The organism is Streptomyces sp. NPDC048254, assembly GCF_043201895.1.
Classification (GTDB): domain Bacteria; phylum Actinomycetota; class Actinomycetes; order Streptomycetales; family Streptomycetaceae; genus Streptomyces.
This window is the reverse complement of sequence record NZ_JBICZJ010000001.1, coordinates 221,217-239,741: the sequence shown is the minus strand read 5'-3', so window position 1 is coordinate 239,741 and position 18,525 is coordinate 221,217. Positions and strand designations below refer to the sequence as shown.

Genomic DNA, 18,525 nt, shown 5'->3' with positions numbered 1-18,525 from the left:
TAGACCAAGTCCCAGATTATTGCCATCAGTTGACCGTGTCCATATCAACGACCCATCACCTCCCGTCAGGGTGCGGAGTCGGAGCGCCCCGAGCAGAACGCCACCGTCAGGTCCCGCACCAGCACCTTGCGCTCGTAGTCGTCGAGTTCGACCAGGCCGCGCATGGTCAGCCGGGTCACCGTGTCCTCGACGGAGTCCACGACGGAGGCGAGCATCCCGGCCCGCTGCTGGGCGTCGAGCGCGGCGATCCGGCGGCGGTGCATGGCCGCGGCGACCTCCGGGGCGTACTCCACCCGGACCGGCTGCACGGAGAACACCTCCAGGCCGATCCCGGCCGCGTCCGTCGCCACCAGCCGGGTCAGCGCGTCGGTGGCCATCTCGACCGAACCCCGCATCCGGCCCGGCACCTCCACCGGAACCCGGGCTAGCGCGGCCTCCACGCACTCGCGCAGGTACGTCTCGTGGTCGTCGACACCGAGCACCGCCCGCGCGGTGTCCCGCATCCGCCACACCACCAGGACGACGACCCGCAGCGCGACCCCGTTGCCGTCCGCCGCCGGCATCTCCTCGCTGCGCCAGTGCCGCAGCCGGACGTCGACGCGGCGGCGCAGCAGCAGCGGGTTGACCCAGAGCAGGCCGGTGCGCCGTACCGTCCCCCGGTAGCGGCCGAACAGGCCGAGCACCCAGGCCCGTCCGGTCGCCCCGCGCGCGAGCCCGGCGAAGCCGAACAGGCCGAGCGCGCCGGCTCCGGCGTACGCGGCCCACTGCGCCGGGCCGAGTCCCGCGCCCGCGTACGCCGGAAGGCGCAGCGCGTGCACCGCGAGCGGGGGCAGCACTCCAGCCCACCAGGAAGTGGCGAGGCCTCCGGCCATCCCGCCCAGCCCGGCGGCCACCCCGGCCGCGCCGGGCAGCACCCGGGCGGGGCGCTCCACCAGTTCGGGGTCGACGGCGGCGACGGGCCGGGGCTTGGCCGGGGCCGGGCGGCGCAGCCGGGGCTGTTCGCCGGTGCCCTGCCGGCGGCCGACCACGGCGGGCCGCAGCGGGACCGACACCGGGTCGGGGTCGTCGCGGAACAGCAGATGGACGGGGATCTCGGTGGTGGCCTCGTTCTGGATCAGCCGGGGGACCGGACGGGAGGGCGGCCCGCCGTCCGGGGGGTCGTCCGATTCAGGGGTGTGTGCGGTCGTCGTACTCATGCCTGCCTCCAGCCTCCGCGCCAGATGCGTCACGTGATCGTCGGGTCGTTACAGGAACAGGCGGCGCCAGGTCTCCGGCCCCGGGTAGCCGTCGGCCGCGCCGCCGCGCCAGCCCTGGGTGCGCTGGAACGCCTCGACGGCCCTGCGGTCCGCCTCGCCCCAGGCCCGGCCCGGACCGTCGGTGTAGAAACGGCCGAAGCCCTTCTTGACCAGCTGCCTGCCGAGCTGAGCGACGTAGTCGTTGGTGGCGCCCGGACGGAAGTGGTTCTTGCCGGGGTAGCCCGCGACCCCGTGCGAGGCGGGGGCGGGCGTGGCCGTGGTGGCGGGCTTGATGTTCCTGCCCTTGCCGGTGGCGAGGAGTTCCCAGGTACGCGGGCCGGGCAGACCGTCGGCGGCGGCGCCGGTCCAGCCCTGGGCGAGCTGGAAGGCCCGGGTGGCCCGCTGGTCCGAGGTGTCCCAGACCGGGCCCGCGCCCTTGGGGTAGTGGCCGGCACCGCCCCGGGCGATCAGCAGCCGGCCGAGCAGGGTGACGTACTTGTTGTCGGCGCCGGGACCGAAGTAGGCCGCGCCGGGGAACGGCACCGCCGTCCTCCCGGCCTGGGCGCCGGCCGCGCCCGGGTCCGCGATCAGGCCCTTGTAGCGGTAGGGGACGTACTTGGCGGAGTTGCTCCAGTAGGCGTAGGGCGTGGACTGGCGGCGGGCATGCGGGGGTGTCTGCTCGTACGCCGTGTAAGCGGTCTGCGTGTAGTCCGTCCAGCCCCCGAAGATCACGACGTGCGAGCCCTTCTCCGGGTTGTCCGGGTTGTGGAAGAGCAGGATGTCGCCGGGCTGGAGCTCCGCCTTGGTGATCTTCGTGCCGAACTGGTCGAGGCTGCCCGTCCACTCGTTCCCGGTCAGCCCCCAGGCCATCGAGACATAGCCGGAGCAGTCCTGCCGGTACCCGTCGGTCCAGTAGAGGGACATGCTGTACGGCACCTGGGCGGCGACCCAGATCTTCGCCCGGTTGATGATCTCCGTACGGGTGATGGGGGGCGTGGTGACCGGGCCGTGGACGGGTTTGCCGCCGGGGCCGTGCAGGGGCGACTTGGCGCCCTGCGGGGTGTCGGGCTCGCCGTCCGCGGGGACGGCGGGCCGGTGGGGGGCGGGCGGGGTGCTGTGGGCGGCGGCCGTCGGGGCGCTCGTGGCGAGGGCGGCGGACGCGGCGGCGGCCACGACCAGGACGCCCCGGGCGGCCGGGTGCCCGCCGAAACGCCCGGGCAGCGGGTACGGGCCGACCCGCCGCCAGTGGACGCAGCCGGGGCATTCGCAGTCGTTCGCGGGGTCGAATTCCTCGAATACCGGGGCCGGCATGCGATTCCCCTCACGCTTCGGGTGGATATGTCCGGGACTGTGCACATTGATCAGTTTCCCAACTGTCGCCTCGGTGCGCATGCTGACGGTCCGAATGATGTACAGCAGGGGTTGGACGGGGGTCCCCCCGGTGGCCGCAGGTCGGGAGCACCGCCCTCCGTCGGGTAGAGTTCTCGCTGTCAGCACGCGCCGCTAGCTCAGTTGGTTAGAGCAGCTGACTCTTAATCAGCGGGTCCGGGGTTCGAGTCCCTGGCGGCGCACAGACACCCAGAAGGCCCTCCGCAGCAGCGGGGGGCCTTCTGGCGTACACCCCACCGGCCACACCAGGGCGCTTCGGCACCATGTGCCCCTTTATGTCAACTACCGACACGGTCGATCCACACAATCACCACAGGTTCCACAATGAACAGCTATGACCGGTAAACACCGCGTTTCGCTCTTGCGATCATGCTCGGCACCGTAGAACCCTGGATGTCCAAAGTGCTGATGATTCGGGGCACTTGGGGGGTAGGTAACCGGTTGCCAGATCTGCGGGGTGAGGGACCCCGGTCATGAATCGATGCCGAGGGGGGCATCATGCAACCGGACGGTCACGGTCCGTGTCCATATCTGTGGAACGACCGTGCCCCGCCATTGACGCGCCCGGCCTGATCGAGGGGGATCCGACCGGGCGGTGGGACCGACAGACACGCGCCGATCTGCGCGTGTGGGGGGATGACTCATGACGTCGACGCCGACGGGCGCCCGGCAGGAACAGGACCACGACCCGTCACAGACATACGACCCGTCACAGACCACACAGCTCCGCGTACCCGCACACCGAAGCACCACCGGCGCCCTGCGCCGGATCAAGAAGACACTCCCGAGATACGACTACGAGCACTACAGCAGGCTCGCGGGCCCCCTCACCCAGCCCGATCCGAGCAAGCCCTACAAGGTGCAGTACCGCTCACTGCTCTCCCAGGAACCGCACCGCCTGCGCGCCGCCCTGATGCTGGGCGCGGCCCCGCTGCTCTCGCTGGTGCTGCTGACCTGGCTGCTGCAGCCCGAGCACTGGACCCAGCGCGACTACCCGGCCTACGACTTCCTGCCGGCCCTCGACATCGTGATGCTGGTGTCGATCGGCCTGATCGAGTTCTTCCGCTGCATGAACGTGCTGTCCAACGCGCACGCCACCCTGGTGGCCCGCGACCCGGTCCCGGTGGTCCCGGAGACCGGCACCCGGGTCGCGTTCATCACCACGTTCGTGCCCGGCAAGGAACCCCTCGACATGGTCACCCGGACCCTGGAGGCGGCGGTCCGGCTGCGCCATCGCGGCCTGCTGCACATCTGGCTGCTCGACGAGGGCGACGATCCGGAGGTGAAGCAGGTCTGCGCGCGCCTGGGCGTGCACCACTTCACCCGCAAGGGCGTCGAGAAGTGGAACCAGCCCAAGGGCCCGCACCGCGCCAAGACCAAGCACGGCAACTACAACGCCTGGCTGGAGGCGCACGGCGACGAGTACGACTTCTTCGCCTCCGTCGACACCGACCACGTCCCGCTGCCCAACTACCTGGAGCGGATGCTGGGTTACTTCCGTGACCCGGACGTCGGCTTCGTCATCGGCCCGCAGGTGTACGGCAACTACGACAACCCCATCACCAAGGCCGCCGAGTCCCAGCAGTTCCTCTTCCACGCCCTGATCCAGCGCGCCGGCAACCGCTACGGCGCCCCGATGTTCGTCGGCACGTCCAACGCCGTACGCATCAGGGCGATCAAGCAGATCGGCGGCCTGTACGACTCGATCACCGAGGACATGGCGACCGGCTTCGAGATCCACCGGGCGAAGAACCCGGCCACGGGGCGGAAGTGGCGCTCGGTGTACACCCCGGACGTGCTCGCGGTCGGCGAGGGCCCCAACGCCTGGACCGACTTCTTCACCCAGCAGCTGCGCTGGTCCCGGGGGACCTACGAGACGATCCTCAAGCAGTACTGGAGAGGCCTGTTCACGCTGTCGCCGGGCAAGTTCTTCAACTACACGATGATGATCATCTTCTACCCGATGTCCGCCCTCAACTGGATCCTGGCCGCGCTGAGTTGTGCGCTGTTCCTGGGCCTGGGCGCCTCGGGTGTGAACATCGACCCCACCGTGTGGCTGATGCTCTACGGCAACGCCTCCGCGCTCCAGATCGGCCTGTACATCTGGAACCGGCGGCACAACGTCTCCCCGCACGAACCGGAGGGCTCCGGCGGGGTGGCCGGCATGGTGATGTCGGCGCTGTCCGCGCCGATCTACGCCCGCTCGCTGATGGACGCCGTGCTGCGCCGCAAGAGCAAGTTCGTGGTCACGCCCAAGGGCGAGTCGGCCAGCCCGGACACGCTGTTCGGCACGTTCCGGATCCACTGGTTCTTCATCCTGGTCTTCGGCGGCTCGCTCGCCGCCGGCTTCGCCGGCGGCCACTCGCACCCGGCGATGCTCACCTGGGCGACGCTGGCGCTGCTCATCACGGCGGCCCCGATCCTCGCCTGGCGGTACACGCTGCGCAAGGAGAGCAGGACGCCCGTGGTCGCCGCCGAGCCGGAGGACGCGGTGCCGCCCGGATACACCCGCGCGGCGCACGCCCCGCAGCAGCGGCCCAGCTGGACGCCCGCGGGCAGCGGCGGGAACCCGGAGGAGACCATGCGGATCGCGCTCGGCGGGCTGGGGGGACGTAAGGAATGACCGACAGCGCCGGCGGCCGCCGGGCTCGTCGTCTCGCGATCGGCACGGCGGTCGTTCTCGTCCTGGCCGGGATGAACGGGCCATGGGTGTACCGCTTCGGGACCGAGCAATACCACCAGTACAAGATCAACAGACCCGAGTACAAGGCGGAGAACGGCCACTGGGACGTCATCGAGTTCCCGAAGGAGTACCGCCAGGACACCATCCACGCGGCACTCCTGCACACCGGAAAGGTGCTGCTGGTCGCGGGCTCGGGCAACAACCAGGACAACTTCGACGCGAAGATCTACGACAGCCGGATCTGGGACCCGGTCAAGGGCACCGTCAAGAAGGTGCCCACCCCGGCCGACCTGTTCTGCACCGGGCACACCCAGCTCGCCGACGGCAACATCCTGATCGCCGGCGGCACCAAGCAGTACGAGAAGCTCAAGGGTGACGTCAAGAAGGCCGGCGGCGTCATGATCCTCTACAACGAGAACCCCGACAAACCGATGACCCTGCCCAAGGGCACCCGGTTCACCGGCAAGGGGAACGGCAAGTCGTTCCTCTCCGACGACTCGGTGCTGATCCCGCGTGCGACGAAGGTCTTCGACAAGAAGACCGGCAAGTTCCTGCGGAACAACCCCGGTTACGCACGGATCGTCGTCGAGGCCCCGAAGGAGGGCACCCAGTACGAGACCGGCACCCAGGACAACTACGGCATCGAGGGACTGACCGGCGCCGACGCCCGCAACACCTACGGCATCGCCAACAAACTCGGCATGGACAAGCGGGACTTCGAAGGCATCAAGAACGCCTACGAATTCGATCCGGTCGCCGAGAAGTACATCAAGGTCGACCCGATGAACGAGGCCCGCTGGTATCCGACGCTCACCACGCTGTCGGACGGCAAGGTCCTCAGTGTCTCCGGGCTCGACGACATCGGGCAGCTGGTGCCGGGCAAGAACGAGGTCTTCGACCCGGCGACGAAGAAATGGACGTACACCAAGTACAAGCGCCAGTTCCCGACCTATCCCGCGCTGTTCCTCCTGCAGAACGGCAAGCTCTTCTACTCGGGCTCCAACGCCGGGTACGGGCCGGACGACGTCGGGCGCGACCCCGGGATCTGGGACGTGGACACCAACCGGTTCACCAAGCTGCCCGGGCTCAGCGACCCGAACATTCTGGAGACCTCGGGGACCGTGCTGTTGCCTCCGGCGCAGGACGAGAAGTACCTGGTCGTCGGCGGCGGCGGGGTCGGCGAGTCCAAGCTGTCGACGAACAGGACACGGCTCATCGACCTGAAGGACGCCGCGCCGAAGTTCGTGGACGGGCCCTCGCTGGAGAAGGGGACGCGGTATCCGCAGATCTCGGTACTGCCGGACGACTCCGTACTGGTGTCGGGCGGCTCCGAGGACTACCGGGGACGCGGCGACTCCGACATCCGACAGGCGCGGATCTACGACACCGCCACGAACTCCTTCCGGAAGGTGGCCGATCCGCTGGTGGGGCGGAACTACCACTCCGGGTCGATCCTGCTGCCCGACGGCCGGGTCATGTTCTTCGGGTCAAACCCGCTGTACGCGGACAAGGCCAACACCAAACCGGGGGTTTTCGAGCAGCGGATCGAGATCTACACGCCGCCGTATCTCTACCGGGACTCACGGCCGTCCCTGAGCGGCGGGCCGGCGACCATCGCCCGGGGCGGGTCGGGGACGTTCACGTCCCAGCACGCTTCGACGATCAAGAAGGTGCGGTTGATCCGGCCGAGTGCGACCACGCATGTCACGGACGTGGACCAGCGCTCGGTCGCGCTGGACTTCAGGACGTCCGGGAACCGGATCACGGTGACGGTACCGAAGAACCGGAACCTGGTGCCGTCGGGGTGGTACATGGTGTTCGTGGACGACGATCAGGGGACGCCGAGTGAGGCTCGGTGGGTGAAGGTGCCGTAGTTTTTGTGCCACAACGCTCCCGCATGCAGTTCTTTGCGTGCGGGAGCGTTGCGGCTGGTCGCGCCCACGCGGCGGAGCCGCATATGGACAACGCCTCGCGCCCCTAGGTTTTTGACCCTTGCGCCAGTTTCAGAGCGTAGGTCGGCCACCAATTGCCCGCCTGGGGCCCGCCCTTGCAGGTGCCGTCTGATTCGCCGGGGCGTTTGACCCACAGGTAGGCGTCCACCAGGGCGTCTGCCGTCTTCTTCGTCGGCGTTTCTCCCAAGGCCCGGCCCGGTGGGTTGCACCAGCGTTCGTCCGGGTCGCCGCCCGCGTAGGGGCCGTTGCCGTTTCTGCTGGTGTCGATGACGAAGTGTTTGTCGCCCACCTTCTCCGAGAGCTGCTTGCCGTAGGTGATGGAGTCCTCGGTGGAGTAGAAGTTGGAGACGTTGACCGCGAAGCCGTCCGCCTCGGTGATGCCCGCCTGTCGGAGGGGCTGGTAGATCTGGTCGGGGTGGCCCCAGCCGGCGTTCCCGGCGTCCAGGTACACCTTCGTGTTCTTCAGGGACCCGAGCTTGGTGATCGCGTCGCGCAGCAGGTCGTAGCGTTCCTCGGCGAACTGGGCCTGGGTGCAGCCGTCGACGAGGTGCAGTACGGCGTCCGGTTCCAGGATCACCGTGGCGGGGCGGTCCTGGATGCCCCGGGCGACCCCGTCGATCCACGCCCGGTACGCGTCGCCGTCGGCCGCGCCGCCCTGGCTGTACTGACCGCAGTCGCGGTGCGGGATGTTGTAGAGGACCAGCAGGGCCGTACGGTCGGACTTCTGCGCGGCCTCGGTGAATCCGCGCGCCTCCTGCTCCGGGTTCTCCGGGCCGATCCACTCGCCGGTCGGCTGCTGCGCTATCTTGCGGATCTGCTCGGCGTCGGTGTCCTTGCCGGCCTTCGCGTAGGCCTTCACCTGGCGGGCCGCGTTGGAGTCGGGGTTCACCCAGAACGGGTCCGCCCCCTTGGGCTGTTGGGTGATCGCCGCGCCCGGATCCGCGGTGTCCGGCCGGTCGTCGCCGCCCCCGCCCGAGGAGCAGCCGGCGAGCAGCAGTGCCGCTCCCAGTGCCCACGTCCAGGCCGGCGGCCGGGCCCCCCTGCTGTCGTACATCCAATTCCCCCCTGGGTGCACTTGGCCAGGCCCCAATCGTGACATACCCACCGCACTCGCCACGAGATCGCCCGGTCTTGTCGGTGAGCTGTTACAGCCCGGGTTGACGGCGCGGAGGAGGCCGGGCGAGCGCGAACCTAGGCCCGGGCGCGGGTTCCCCTCTAGAGTCGCTTGCGGGCGGCCCGGCCCCCGGCCGTGCCTTCCCAGCCTCCCGCGCCCGTCCCCGGGTTACTCCCGCAGCCCGAGCGCGCGCGGTCGAGGACCGGCCCGGCCGGCGGTCTCAGGGGAGCGGACCGTCGACCGGGCCAGGTGAGTCCGGTACGGCTTCTACACGGCGGTTCCGGTGAGGTACGCGGAGACGACCACGTTCGCCGTGTAGCTGTGGGTGCTCCGGTCGAAGGTGCCGCCGCAGGTGATCAGCCGGAGTTCGGCGCGGCCCGACTCGCGGGTGCCGTAGGCCTGTTGGGCGTCGAAGTGGTCGCGGGGCAGGACCTGTACGTCGTCGATGGTGAACTCGGCGACCGTGCCGTCGGTACGGACCACGCGGATCGTCTCGCCCGGGCGCAGGGCGCTGATCTTGTAGAAGACCGCGGGCCGGGTCTCGGTGTCGACGTGTCCGACCAGGATCGCGGTGCCGGCGGCTCCCGGTTCGGTCCCGGAGCCGTACCAGCCGACCACGCCGGGCTGGTCGAAGGGCGGTGGGTCGATCCCGCCCTTGCCGTCGAGGCCGCGGGCGACCACGGGGGCCTGCACGCCCAGGTCCGGGATGTCGATGCGCTCGGGCGGGGCCGAGTCCAACGGCTTGGCGGCGGGCGGGAGTTCGGCGTCGGCAGGGCGGCCGACGGCGGCCACGTCACCCGTGGTGGGGCCGGATATGCCGTCGGGTACCTCGGTCACCCCGCGGCCCCACAGCCACAGCCCGAGCAGCAGGATCGCCCAGGCCACGCCGGTCAGCAGCCGCCCGGTGCCGGCGGATCGTTCGGTTTCGTCGTCGGACATCGTCGTGCTGTCTCCTCAGCGTGGGCCGCGGCTCCGCCGGGCGCCGAGCAGCCCGACGGCGGCCGCGGCGAATCCGGCGAGGACGAGACCGGTGACCGCCTGCGCGGTGTCGGGACCGGTCGAGCGGGGCTCGACCGAGGCGAGCGGGGTGGTGCCGCCGCCGCCCGCGTGCACGGGTGCGACCGGCGTGGCGGGCAGGACGCCGGATCCGTCCGGCTGCCCGGCCCCCGACTGCGCGAGGGGCGACTGTCCTACGACGGTGACGGTGCCGCCGACGACGGAGCCGGCGCAGGTGACCTTCACGTCGTAGGTGCCGGCGCCGATCGTGGAGCGGACCTGGCTCTGGCCGGTCAGGGTGCCGTCGTAGCCGCTGAGGCGGGTGTCCGAGACGAAGGCCGCCGAGGAGGCGGCGCCGGTCGTGCCGGAGCAACCGCTCACCCGCAGCGCCACGACCGAGCCCGGGGCCGGGGAGGCCGGGGTCACGGTGACCCCCTGGCCGTCCGCCGCGTGGGCGGCCGCCGGGGAGAGGCCGGCGGCGCAGGCCAGCAGTCCGGAACAGAGAGTGAGGCGAAGTGAGCCCATCGTGAACCTCCAGATATCTGGAGGCTCCCCCGCACCCGGCGCCCCCGCATCCTCGGGGGGCGCCTTGTTGCTCCGTACGAGTGAGATCAGGTTTGGTGCCGGACCGCTGGGACGCCGTTCGGTCCGCGGTTCGGTCCGTGGTTCAGATCCGGTCGACGAGGTCCGCGATCGAGTCCACGACCTGGGAGGGTCGGAACGGGTAGCGGTCGACGTCGTCCGGCTGGGTGACGCCGGACAGCACCAGGAAGGTGCGCATCCCGGCCTCCAGGCCGGCGAGGACGTCGGTGTCCATCCGGTCGCCGATCATCGCGGAGGTCTCCGAGTGGCCGCCGATCGCGTTCAGCCCGGCCCGCATCATCAGCGGGTTGGGCTTGCCGACGAAGTACGGCTCCTTGCCGGTCGCGGCGGTGATCAGCGCGGCGACCGAGCCGGTCGCGGGCAGGTCGCCCTCGACGGACGGGCCGACGTTGTCGGGGTTGGTGGCGATGAACCGGGCGCCGTCGTTGATCAGGCGCACGGCCTTGGTGAGCGCCTCGAAGGAGTAGGTGCGGGTCTCGCCGAGGATCACGAAGTCGGGTTCGTGGTCGGTGAGGATGTACCCGATGTCGTGCAGCGCGGTGGTCAGGCCGGCCTCGCCGATGACGTAGGCGCTGCCGCCGGGCCGCTGGTCGTCAAGGAACTGGGCGGTGGCCAGGGCCGAGGTCCAGATGTTGTCCACCGGCACGTCCAGGCCCATCCGGCGCAGCCGTGCGTGCAGGTCACGGGCGGTGTAGATGGAGTTGTTGGTGAGGACCAGGAAGGGCTTCTCGGAGTCCCGCAGCTTCTTCAGGAACGCGTCCGCTCCGGGGATCGGGACGCCCTCGTGGATGAGAACCCCGTCCATGTCGGTGAGCCATGACTCGATGGGCTTGCGGTCTGCCATGTGGTGCGTCTCCTGGCGTGCGGATGGCGTACATGCGGTCATGTGCGAGCGGGGGGCGCCGGAACCACGGCGTACCGACGCCCCCAGCCTAGTCAGGACTGCGTGCACGCGACCCCGTCCGTCACCTCGGACGGGGTGGCTCAGCTGCCGGTGGCGGACTGGGCGTAGTTCATCTGCACGTCGCCGTTGGCGACCAGCAGTTCGCCCTTGTCCACCTTGGGGGCGAGCTTGCCGGTCGAGGCGGACGGGCCGACGTTGTTGGCCTGGAGCTTGCCGAGGTAGTCCAGCGCCTGCTTCTCCCCGCCGAAGTCGTGGATCGCCTTGATCAGTACGGCGGTTCCGTCACCGGCGACACCGGGCGTGGAGTACTGGAGCTTGTTCTTGTACGAGCCGTCGAGCAGTTCCTCCCACGTCGTCGGCGCCTGCGAGCGCGAGCAGACTCGCGGTGACGGCGGTGACGAGGCTGGTGGTGAGCGCCTGGAGGGCGTCACCGCGGGTGGCGGAACGGAAGTTGCCGGTGGTCGGCCCCGAGGGCAGGGCGCCGGACCCGTGGGTGGCGAAGGAGGCGCCGAGGACGAGGGACACCGCCCACCTGCCAGACGGGCTCGCCGCGTTCGAGGCCGGTCTCGTCGGCGAGGGCGGCCGGGCAGGGGAAGCGGTCGAGGGTGACCAGACTGCGGCCGGGGGTGCACCCCTGGCGTCGTACGCCTTCGGTGTAGCTGGCGAGGGAGAGCGGCTGCGCCAGTTTGGGCCCGGCGACGACCGTGCCGCGGCCCTGCCGGCGCAGCTTGCCCTCCAGCACCAGCTCGCGCAGCGCCTGCCGGACGGTCTCGCGGGCGACGCCGTACGCCTCCGACAGATCGCGCTCGGTGGGGATGACGTTGCCCTCCCCCAGATCGCCGACGAGATCATCGATCCGCGCCTTCACCGCGTAGTACTTCGGGATGCGGCCGTGCTCCGGGATGCCGGAGCGGACGGGGGCGCCGGGGGCCTGGTCGTTCGGGTAGTCCACGCAGGGATGTTCGCAGACGGCGCCTCCGTCGTCGGGCAGGGCCGTGGGCACCGCTCAGCGCCGTCTGCGGGCCAGCAGGAACACGCTGCCGCCCACGGCGAGCAGGGCGACGGCGGCCGCGAGCAGCCCGTGGGCCAGGCCGAGGCCGGTGCCGGCGAGTTCGCGGGCGCGTTCTCCGGCCTCCTCAGCCGCCTCTGCGAAGGGCAGGGCAATGCCCGGGGAGGCGGTGGGGGTGCCCTCAGGGGTGACCTCGGGGGTCGCCTTCGGACTGACGCCGGAGCCGGTGCCGGAGCTGGTGCCGGGGCTGGCGTGCGGGCCGGTCCCCGCGGAGGTCCCGGGGGAGATCCCGGGGGAGGTCCCGGGGCCGACCTCCGCGCCGATGGAGGGGACGGCGGGGGCGGCGCTCGCGGGCGGCGGTTCGCCGCCGATGCCGAAACGGTAGTCGTCCGACTCCCCCACCCAGTCGCCGTCCGACCCACGCCGCTGTACGACGGCCGCGTTGGCCGTGACCGCGTTCGGTACGGCGTCGGAGGCGACGGCGAGTCTGACCTTCACCGAGACGGTCGCCCCGGGTGCCACGGTGAGCCCCGGGAAGCCGTCCCCGTCGAACACGCCGACCAGCTCGGACTCGTCGGTCTCCGTGAGCTGCACCGGGCGGGTGCGCGGGCCGTCGTAGAACTCCAGCTCGGCCTGGGACGGCTTGAGGGCCCGCTTGTCGTCGACGAGGACGACGACCGGGTGGACGTCGGTGCAGGTGCGGTCGGTGGTGTTGGTGAGGTCCAGGTACCAGGTGCCGTAACCGCCGCCGGCCTCGTAGGACGAGGGGCCGTCGTGGATGCGGGTGGCGAGGGGGAAGCCCTGCTCGTCGGCGCCCGCGCAGGACGCGTCGGCGGGGGCGGTGGTCTCCGACGACGACAGGGGCGCGACGGTCGCCGACGGCACGGGGGCGAGAACGGCGGCTGCGGCCACGCAGAGGGACAGGGACGTGCTCAGTCGCATGATCATGTGATCATGCCGGGCACCGCCGGGATCGGACCGGTGCCACTCCGCGAGGGCACACCAACTCCGCTCGATCAGCCCCCTGCGCCGCCCTGCCGTCAGCCGTCAGCCGTCAGCCGTCAGCCGTCAGCCGTCAGCCGTCCGCGCGGCCGAACAGCGGAGCGAGCAGCAGCTGGGCCGCGCCCTCCGCGACCCGCCGGTCGCTGCCGGGGGCGAGCCGGACGGGGACGGTCGTACCGAGGCTGCCCTCCCGGCGGGCGCGGGCGTCGAGGACGGCGGCGACGCCGTGGACGAAGGTCTCCGGGGCGGCCGCGATCGTGCGGCCGCCGAGCAGCACGAGGTCGATGTCGAGCAGCGCGGCCAGGTTCGCGGCCCCGGCGCCCAGCACCCGCGCCGCCTCGTCCGGATCCGCGCGGCCCACCGCCGCCAGGCACAGCGCCTCGATGCAGCCCCGGTTGCCGCAGTGGCACAGGGGGCCGTCCAGCTGGATGACCTGATGCCCGAACTCCCCCGCCCCGGTCCGCGCCCCCCGGTGCACGCTGCCGCCGATCACCAGTCCGGCGCCGAGCCCCGTACCGAGGTGCAGATAGGCGAAGGAGCCGCCCTCGCCGCCGACGGCGAGTCCGAGGGCGGCCGCGTTGCTGTCCTTGTCGACGACGACCGGCACCCCGAGCCGCTCCGCGAGCGCGTCCCGCAGCGGGAAGCCGTCCCACTCGGGGAACCCGGTGACCCGGTGCAGCACACCGTGGATGTGGTCGAGCGGCCCGGGCGCCGCGACGCCGACCCCGAGGACCTCTCCGGGCGCCTCCGCGCGCAGCTCCCCGACCAGCTCGGCGGCGGCCCCCAGCACGGCCGCCGCCCCCGCCCCCAGGTCCAGCTCCCCGTGCCGTGCGCCGACGACCGTGCCGTCGAGGTCGACCAGGACGGCACGCAGTTCGTCCCGGTCGAGCTGCAGCCCGACCGCGTGCCCGGCCTCCGGCACCAGCCGCAGTACGGTGGCCGGCTTGCCCCCCGTGGACGCGCGCCGCCCGGCCTCCGCCGCGAGGCCCTCCTCGCGCAGCCGGGCGGTGATCTTGCTGACCGCCTGCGGGGTGAGGCCCGTCCGCTCGGCCAGTTCGAGCCGGCTGATGCCGTCCTCCCCCGCCGTGCGCAGCAGATCCAGCACCAGCGCGGTGTTGTGACTGCGCATGGCCGGCAGATTCGCTCCGGCCGCACCCGGTCGCCCGCTCCTCGTCCTGTTCACGCCACCCATTCTCCCCACCGCTTGCGCTTTGGCAACAGCGTTGCCAAAGTGGGAGGCATGACAGCTGCCACTCCCCTCCGCGTCGGCCTCATCGGCTACGGCCTCGCCGGATCCGTCTTCCACGCCCCCCTGATCGCCGCCACCGAGGGCCTCGCCCTGGACACGGTGGTCACCTCGAACCCCGAGCGGCAGGCGCAGGCGAAGGCCGAGTTCCCCGAGGTCCGGACCGTCGCCGCCCCCGACGAGCTGTTCGACCGCGCCGACGCCCTCGACCTGGTCGTCATCGCCTCCCCGAACAGGACGCATGTCCCGCTGGCGACGACCGCCCTCAAGGCGGGACTGCCGGTCGTGGTCGACAAGCCGGTGGCCGGCACCGCGGCCGAGGCCCGCGAGCTGGCCGCCCTGGCCGAGGAGCGCGGCCTGCTGCTCTCGGTCTTCCAGAACCGCCGCTGGGACAACGACTTCCTCACCCTGCGCGGCCTCCTCGAGCAGGGCGAACTCGGCGACCCCTGGCGCTTCGAGTCCCGCTTCGAACGCTGGCGCCCGGAGCCCAAGGGCGGCTGGCGCGAGTCCGGCGACCCGGCAGAGATCGGAGGTCTCCTGTACGACCTCGGCAGCCATGTCGTCGACCAGGCCCTGGTCCTCTTCGGCCCGGCCACCGAGGTGTACGCGGAGTCGGTCATCCGCCGGGACGGTGCCGAGACCGACGACGACACCTTCATCGCCGTCACCCACGCGAGCGGCGTCCGCTCCCACCTCTACGCCTCGGCGACGGCGGCCCAGCTCGGCCCGCGTTTCCGGGTGCTGGGCTCGAAGGCGGGCTACGTCAAGTACGGCCTGGACCCGCAGGAGGCCGCGCTGCGCGAGGGCGAGCGCCCGGGCCCCGGATGGGGCGTCGAGCCGGAGTCCCTGTACGGCAGGATCGGCGCCGGGGAGTCCCCGGTGACCGGCGCCGGCCGTGCCGTTCCCACCCTGCCCGGCGACTACCCCGCGTACTACGCGGCCGTGGCCCGGGCCCTGCGGGGCGCAGGCCCCAACCCGGTGACCGCGCTGGAGGCGGCCGCCGCCCTGGACGTACTGGAAGCAGCCCGCCGCTCGGCGCGAGACAAGGTGACGGTGGCCCTCTGATGCACCACCCGCAGATCACCCCCCGGTCCACTCCCGAACTCACCCCGTCGGTGGAGGAGCTGGAGAAGCAGGAACGCCTCCTGGTCTTCCGGCAGTTCACCAACGACGACGCATGGGCCCTCGGCTCCCTGCTGGTGGAGATGGCACGGGAGCGGCAGGCCCCGGTGGCCATCGACATCCACCGCGCCGGCCAGCAGCTCTTCCACGCGGCCCTGCCCGGCTCCGCCCCCGACAACGACGCCTGGATCACCCGCAAGCGCCGGGTGGTGGAGCGGTACGGCTCCGCGTCCTACCTGGTGGGAGCCCGCTTCCGGGCCAAGGGCACGACGTTCGAGGAGTCCTCCCGCCTGGACCCCGACGCGTACGCGGCCCACGGCGGCTCCTTCCCGCTCACCGTGGAGAACGTGGGCGTGATCGGCTCGGTGACGGTCTCCGGCCTCCCCCAACTCCAGGACCACCGCTTCGTGGTGGAAGCGCTGGAGCGATTTCTGGAGGCGTAGCCGACAGAAAAGGGGCGCGGGGAACTGCGCGAGCAACCACCACGAAGCCGCACCCGCCCGCGCAGAGCACCCCTCGCCCCTTAGGCGTCTTTGAACTCCTGGCGCTGACGACCAAGCCCGCCGATCTCCAGCTCCACCACGTCCCCGCCCCGCAGGAACGGCTTCGGCTCGGGCGCCCCCAGCGCGACCCCCGCCGGCGTCCCCGTGTTGATGACGTCACCGGGGTAGAGGACCATGAACCGGCTGACGTACCGCACGACTTCCGCGACCGAGAAGATCTGCTCGCCGGTGGTCCCGTCCTGCTTCAGCTCCCCGTTGACCCAGAGCTTCAGCGACAGTGCCTGCGGATCCCCGACCTCGTCCGCCGTGACCAGCCACGGCCCGAGCGGGTTGAACGTCTCGCAGTTCTTCCCCTTGTCCCAGGTCCCGCCCCGCTCGATCTGGAACTCCCGCTCGGACACGTCGTGCGCGACCGCGTACCCGGCGACGTACGCCAGCGGATCCTCGTCGTCGGCCAGATAACGCGCCGTACGCCCGATGACGACCGCCAGCTCCACCTCCCAGTCGGTCTTCACGGACCCGCGGGGGACCAGCACCGTGTCGTGCGGCCCCACGACCGTGTCCGCGGCCTTGAAGAAGATGACCGGCTCGGCCGGCGGCTCGGCGCCCGTCTCGCGGGCGTGGTCGTGGTAGTTGAGCCCGATGCACACGATCTTGCCGATCCGCCCCAGCGGCGGCCCGACCCGCAGCCCGGTCGCGTCGAGCGCGGGCAGTTCCCCGGCCTCGGCGGCGGCGCGGACCCGGCCGAGCGCGCCCTCGTCGGCGAGCAGGGCGCCGTCGATGTCGTCGACGATCCCCGACAGGTCCCGCAGGACCCCCTCGGCGTCGAGCAGCGCGGGCCGCTCCGCCCCCGCCGTACCGACTCGCAGCAGCTTCATGGTCGTCACCATCTCCCTTGATAGCGGGCGCCCGGCCGATGGGTGCAGCCATCGGAGGACTGGTCGATCCTCCGAGAAGAACTTGCAGCGGGCAATACCCTGTTCACGTACTGGACCGTACCCCCGGCCTCATCGGTACAGCACGGCACGCTCGACGGCACTCCACGCCGTACTGGTCACCACGTACAGCGCGGCGGCCAGCGGCACCACGGCCACCGTGAACAGAGTGAAGTACGACAGGTAGGGCGTGACCTTGGTGACCGCGCCAAGACCCGGCACCTGCTCGCCTTCCACGCCGCTCACGACCGCCGCGGCCGTCGTCCGCCTGGTGCGCAGGAAGGTGAAGGTGGCGACCGCGGCCACAAGGACGAACAGCCCCAGGTAGACAAGGCCGGCGCCCCCGGCCCCGCTGCCGAGCACGTCGACCCCCCGCCCGCCGAGCGGGGCGCCCAGCAGCGAATGGTTCAGCAGGCTGTTGTCCTGGCCGCCGATCGTGGAGCTGGAGAAGAGGTGGTACAGCAGGAAGAACGCGGGCAGTTGCAGCAGCCCGGGCAGACAGCCGGACAGCGGTGACACCTTCTCCTCCGCGTGCAGCTCCAGCACGGCCTTCTGCAGCGCCTCCTGGTCCTTGCCGTGCTTCTTCCTCAGCTCGGCGATTCTCGGCTGGAGCGCGGCCCGGGCACGCTGGCCACGGGCGGCGGCGCGGGACAGGGGATGCACGAGCAGTCGTACGAGCGCGGTGAACAGGACGATCGCGGCGGCGGCCGCCGAGGCGTGGAAGAACGGCTGGAGCAGGTCGGCGAGTTGCTCGACCAGGGCAGCGAAAACGGACATGGGTGGGAGCCCTCCGGGGGTCTCGTCGTGCCGTGGATGAAGAGGTGAAACGGCATGACGACCCGCGCGGGGTCACCCGGAACGGACTCTCGGGTGCCTTACGCGGTGGTCGCCGGGAGGGCGTGTCCGGGGGCTCGGGGGCGGCTGCGGCCCTTGGCGTCCGGGTCGCGCTGCGGCAGGAAGGCCGTACGCCGGGCCCGGTCGCGGATCGCCGTACGGATCCGGGTGGGCGGCACGGCGGGCGCGGAGCGGGCGGCGAGCACGGAGGAGACCGCGAGGGCCGAGCCGACGGCGGCGGTCGCGGCGAGCGCGACGGTGGTGAAGAGGCTGCCGGAGTCGAGCAGCAGGAGATCGAGCAGCACGAGCAGCAGGAAGGCGACGGGACGCGACAGCACGGCCGACCAGCGATTCACGCGCGCCCCTCCCCCTTCGCTACTGCTTTGACTGCTGCTTATTGCTGTTTATACATGATCGGTTTCCAGCGGCTCCAGGAGCCTCTTGGGCTTCAGGAGCGCCCGGCTGACCGGATCCGCCGGGTCGGGGTCGAGTCCCGGTCCCGGCGTAATAACAACGTCGGCGACGGGCACGACGGTTCCGCACGCGGGACATTCGCCGTACGACCCGAGTTCGGTGCCGCAGTCCACGTGCCGGAAGTAGCGCAGCCGGCAGTCCATGAGGTTCTCGCGCCCCCAGACGGCGAGGGCGCGCAGGGTGGGCCACAGTTCGGTCCCGCGCTCGGTGATGACGTACTCGTCCCGGGGCGGCGACTCCTGGTACCGGCGCTTCTCCAGGATGCCCTCCTCGGTGAGCGTCTTGAGGCGGGCCGACAGGACGGCGCGCGGGATGCCGAGATGGACGAGGAAGTCGTTGTAGCGCCGGACGCCGTAGAGCGCGTCGCGGATGACGAGCAGCGTCCAGCGCTCGCCGACGACCTCCAGCGCGCGGGCGATGGAGCACTCCTGCGTCACATAGTCCTTGCCCAGTGCCATGGGGACCACCTTAGCCAATTTCCCTGTCTCAGGTTCAATGAACGAACCAATGCTGCTACGGTACTG

At 71.2% G+C, this 18,525-nt stretch carries 16 protein-coding genes, 1 tRNA gene and 3 pseudogenes; 5 read left to right on the top strand and 15 right to left on the bottom strand.

Annotation, left to right across the window (positions count from 1 at the left end; all coding sequences use genetic code 11):
• Nucleotides 1-65 precede the first annotated feature (65 nt).
• Complete coding sequence (locus ACGFZQ_RS01070) at nt 66-1,196, bottom strand: SPFH domain-containing protein (protein ID WP_393838602.1); 1,131 nt, start codon at nt 1,194-1,196, stop codon at nt 66-68.
• 48 nt (nt 1,197-1,244) lie between these two features.
• Complete coding sequence (locus ACGFZQ_RS01065) at nt 1,245-2,546, bottom strand: peptidoglycan-binding protein (protein WP_393838601.1); 1,302 nt, start codon at nt 2,544-2,546, stop codon at nt 1,245-1,247.
• A gap of 186 nt (nt 2,547-2,732) precedes the next feature.
• On the opposite strand from ACGFZQ_RS01065, the gene ACGFZQ_RS01060 reads away from it, so the two are divergent.
• The 3 genes from ACGFZQ_RS01060 (at nt 2,733) to ACGFZQ_RS01050 (ending at nt 7,181) form a co-directional block, all read left to right on the top strand.
• Nucleotides 2,733-2,806, top strand: a tRNA-Lys gene (locus ACGFZQ_RS01060).
• 461 nt (nt 2,807-3,267) lie between these two features.
• Nucleotides 3,268-5,247 carry a glycosyltransferase family 2 protein gene (locus ACGFZQ_RS01055; RefSeq protein WP_393838600.1) on the top strand — a complete coding sequence of 660 codons (1,980 nt, stop codon included), beginning with the start codon at nt 3,268-3,270 and terminating at the stop codon, nt 5,245-5,247.
• Nucleotides 5,244-7,181 (top strand): galactose oxidase-like domain-containing protein, encoded by a 1,938-nt coding sequence (locus tag ACGFZQ_RS01050; protein ID WP_393838599.1) that lies wholly within the window; start codon nt 5,244-5,246, stop codon nt 7,179-7,181. Before ACGFZQ_RS01055 ends, ACGFZQ_RS01050 begins: the two co-directional genes overlap by 4 nt.
• 103 nt (nt 7,182-7,284) lie before the next feature.
• On the opposite strand, the gene ACGFZQ_RS01045 is transcribed toward ACGFZQ_RS01050, so the two are convergent.
• The 9 genes and pseudogenes from ACGFZQ_RS01045 to ACGFZQ_RS01005 form a co-directional block, all read right to left on the bottom strand.
• Nucleotides 7,285-8,313, bottom strand: a complete 1,029-nt coding sequence (locus ACGFZQ_RS01045) for a glycoside hydrolase family 6 protein (RefSeq protein ID WP_393838598.1) — start codon at nt 8,311-8,313, stop codon at nt 7,285-7,287.
• Between the two features lie 327 nt (nt 8,314-8,640).
• On the bottom strand, nt 8,641-9,312 hold the full coding sequence (locus ACGFZQ_RS01040; protein ID WP_393838597.1) for a class F sortase: 672 nt from the start codon (nt 9,310-9,312) through the stop codon (nt 8,641-8,643).
• Between the two features lie 15 nt (nt 9,313-9,327).
• Nucleotides 9,328-9,894, bottom strand: a complete 567-nt coding sequence (locus ACGFZQ_RS01035; protein ID WP_393838596.1) for a hypothetical protein — start codon at nt 9,892-9,894, stop codon at nt 9,328-9,330.
• A gap of 142 nt (nt 9,895-10,036) precedes the next feature.
• Nucleotides 10,037-10,816, bottom strand: coding sequence for an HAD-IIA family hydrolase (locus ACGFZQ_RS01030; protein ID WP_351745215.1), 780 nt, complete (start codon nt 10,814-10,816; stop codon nt 10,037-10,039).
• Between the two features lie 149 nt (nt 10,817-10,965).
• A pseudogene (locus ACGFZQ_RS01025) lies at nt 10,966-11,241 on the bottom strand (ABC transporter substrate-binding protein); the annotation flags it as partial.
• A pseudogene (locus ACGFZQ_RS01020) lies at nt 11,240-11,401 on the bottom strand (ABC transporter permease); the annotation flags it as partial. The pseudogenes ACGFZQ_RS01020 and ACGFZQ_RS01025, both read right to left, overlap by 2 nt.
• Before the next feature lie 4 nt (nt 11,402-11,405).
• Nucleotides 11,406-11,828 (bottom strand): annotated as a pseudogene (locus ACGFZQ_RS01015) (GntR family transcriptional regulator); the annotation flags it as partial.
• 54 nt (nt 11,829-11,882) lie between these two features.
• A complete protein-coding gene (locus ACGFZQ_RS01010) occupies nt 11,883-12,827 on the bottom strand; it encodes a hypothetical protein (protein ID WP_393838595.1) in 945 nt (314 codons plus the stop codon).
• A gap of 133 nt (nt 12,828-12,960) precedes the next feature.
• On the bottom strand, nt 12,961-14,079 hold the full coding sequence (locus ACGFZQ_RS01005) for an ROK family protein (RefSeq protein ID WP_393838594.1): 1,119 nt from the start codon (nt 14,077-14,079) through the stop codon (nt 12,961-12,963).
• A 48-nt stretch (nt 14,080-14,127) separates the two neighbouring features.
• Here ACGFZQ_RS01005 and ACGFZQ_RS01000 point away from each other — a divergent pair, with 48 nt between their 5' ends.
• Both ACGFZQ_RS01000 and ACGFZQ_RS00995 read left to right on the top strand, forming a co-directional pair.
• Nucleotides 14,128-15,198, top strand: coding sequence for a Gfo/Idh/MocA family oxidoreductase (locus ACGFZQ_RS01000; RefSeq protein ID WP_393838593.1), 1,071 nt, complete (start codon nt 14,128-14,130; stop codon nt 15,196-15,198).
• Nucleotides 15,198-15,698: a heme-degrading domain-containing protein gene (locus ACGFZQ_RS00995; protein ID WP_393838592.1), complete on the top strand. Its 501-nt coding sequence runs from the start codon at nt 15,198-15,200 to the stop codon at nt 15,696-15,698. The genes ACGFZQ_RS01000 and ACGFZQ_RS00995 overlap by 1 nt, the downstream gene beginning before the upstream one ends.
• 80 nt (nt 15,699-15,778) lie before the next feature.
• Here the strand turns inward: ACGFZQ_RS00995 and ACGFZQ_RS00990 are convergent, their stop codons facing one another.
• From ACGFZQ_RS00990 to ACGFZQ_RS00975, 4 genes are all read right to left on the bottom strand, one after another.
• A complete protein-coding gene (locus ACGFZQ_RS00990) occupies nt 15,779-16,636 on the bottom strand; it encodes a fumarylacetoacetate hydrolase family protein (RefSeq protein ID WP_393838591.1) in 858 nt (285 codons plus the stop codon).
• Between the two features lie 129 nt (nt 16,637-16,765).
• Nucleotides 16,766-17,470 carry a YidC/Oxa1 family membrane protein insertase gene (locus ACGFZQ_RS00985; protein ID WP_393838590.1) on the bottom strand — a complete coding sequence of 235 codons (705 nt, stop codon included), beginning with the start codon at nt 17,468-17,470 and terminating at the stop codon, nt 16,766-16,768.
• Between the two features lie 98 nt (nt 17,471-17,568).
• Nucleotides 17,569-17,883 carry a DUF6412 domain-containing protein gene (locus ACGFZQ_RS00980; protein WP_393838589.1) on the bottom strand — a complete coding sequence of 105 codons (315 nt, stop codon included), beginning with the start codon at nt 17,881-17,883 and terminating at the stop codon, nt 17,569-17,571.
• Nucleotides 17,884-17,931: 48 nt separating this feature from the next.
• A complete protein-coding gene (locus tag ACGFZQ_RS00975) occupies nt 17,932-18,459 on the bottom strand; it encodes a helix-turn-helix domain-containing protein (protein WP_351745255.1) in 528 nt (175 codons plus the stop codon).
• Nucleotides 18,460-18,525: the final 66 nt, after the last annotated feature.

Bases quoted from the DNA above. Each gene is read 5' to 3' on its own strand.
- ACGFZQ_RS01070 (WP_393838602.1), bottom strand. From the start codon at position 1,196: ATGAGTACGACGACCGCACACACCCCTGAATCGGACGACCCCCCGGAC.
- ACGFZQ_RS01065 (WP_393838601.1), bottom strand. From the start codon at position 2,546: ATGCCGGCCCCGGTATTCGAGGAATTCGACCCCGCGAACGACTGCGAA.
- ACGFZQ_RS01055 (WP_393838600.1), top strand. From the start codon at position 3,268: ATGACGTCGACGCCGACGGGCGCCCGGCAGGAACAGGACCACGACCCG.
- ACGFZQ_RS01050 (WP_393838599.1), top strand. From the start codon at position 5,244: ATGACCGACAGCGCCGGCGGCCGCCGGGCTCGTCGTCTCGCGATCGGC.
- ACGFZQ_RS01045 (WP_393838598.1), bottom strand. From the start codon at position 8,313: ATGTACGACAGCAGGGGGGCCCGGCCGCCGGCCTGGACGTGGGCACTG.
- ACGFZQ_RS01040 (WP_393838597.1), bottom strand. From the start codon at position 9,312: ATGTCCGACGACGAAACCGAACGATCCGCCGGCACCGGGCGGCTGCTG.
- ACGFZQ_RS01035 (WP_393838596.1), bottom strand. From the start codon at position 9,894: ATGGGCTCACTTCGCCTCACTCTCTGTTCCGGACTGCTGGCCTGCGCC.
- ACGFZQ_RS01030 (WP_351745215.1), bottom strand. From the start codon at position 10,816: ATGGCAGACCGCAAGCCCATCGAGTCATGGCTCACCGACATGGACGGG.
- ACGFZQ_RS01010 (WP_393838595.1), bottom strand. From the start codon at position 12,827: ATGCGACTGAGCACGTCCCTGTCCCTCTGCGTGGCCGCAGCCGCCGTT.
- ACGFZQ_RS01005 (WP_393838594.1), bottom strand. From the start codon at position 14,079: ATGGGTGGCGTGAACAGGACGAGGAGCGGGCGACCGGGTGCGGCCGGA.
- ACGFZQ_RS01000 (WP_393838593.1), top strand. From the start codon at position 14,128: ATGACAGCTGCCACTCCCCTCCGCGTCGGCCTCATCGGCTACGGCCTC.
- ACGFZQ_RS00995 (WP_393838592.1), top strand. From the start codon at position 15,198: ATGCACCACCCGCAGATCACCCCCCGGTCCACTCCCGAACTCACCCCG.
- ACGFZQ_RS00990 (WP_393838591.1), bottom strand. From the start codon at position 16,636: ATGAAGCTGCTGCGAGTCGGTACGGCGGGGGCGGAGCGGCCCGCGCTG.
- ACGFZQ_RS00985 (WP_393838590.1), bottom strand. From the start codon at position 17,470: ATGTCCGTTTTCGCTGCCCTGGTCGAGCAACTCGCCGACCTGCTCCAG.
- ACGFZQ_RS00975 (WP_351745255.1), bottom strand. From the start codon at position 18,459: ATGGCACTGGGCAAGGACTATGTGACGCAGGAGTGCTCCATCGCCCGC.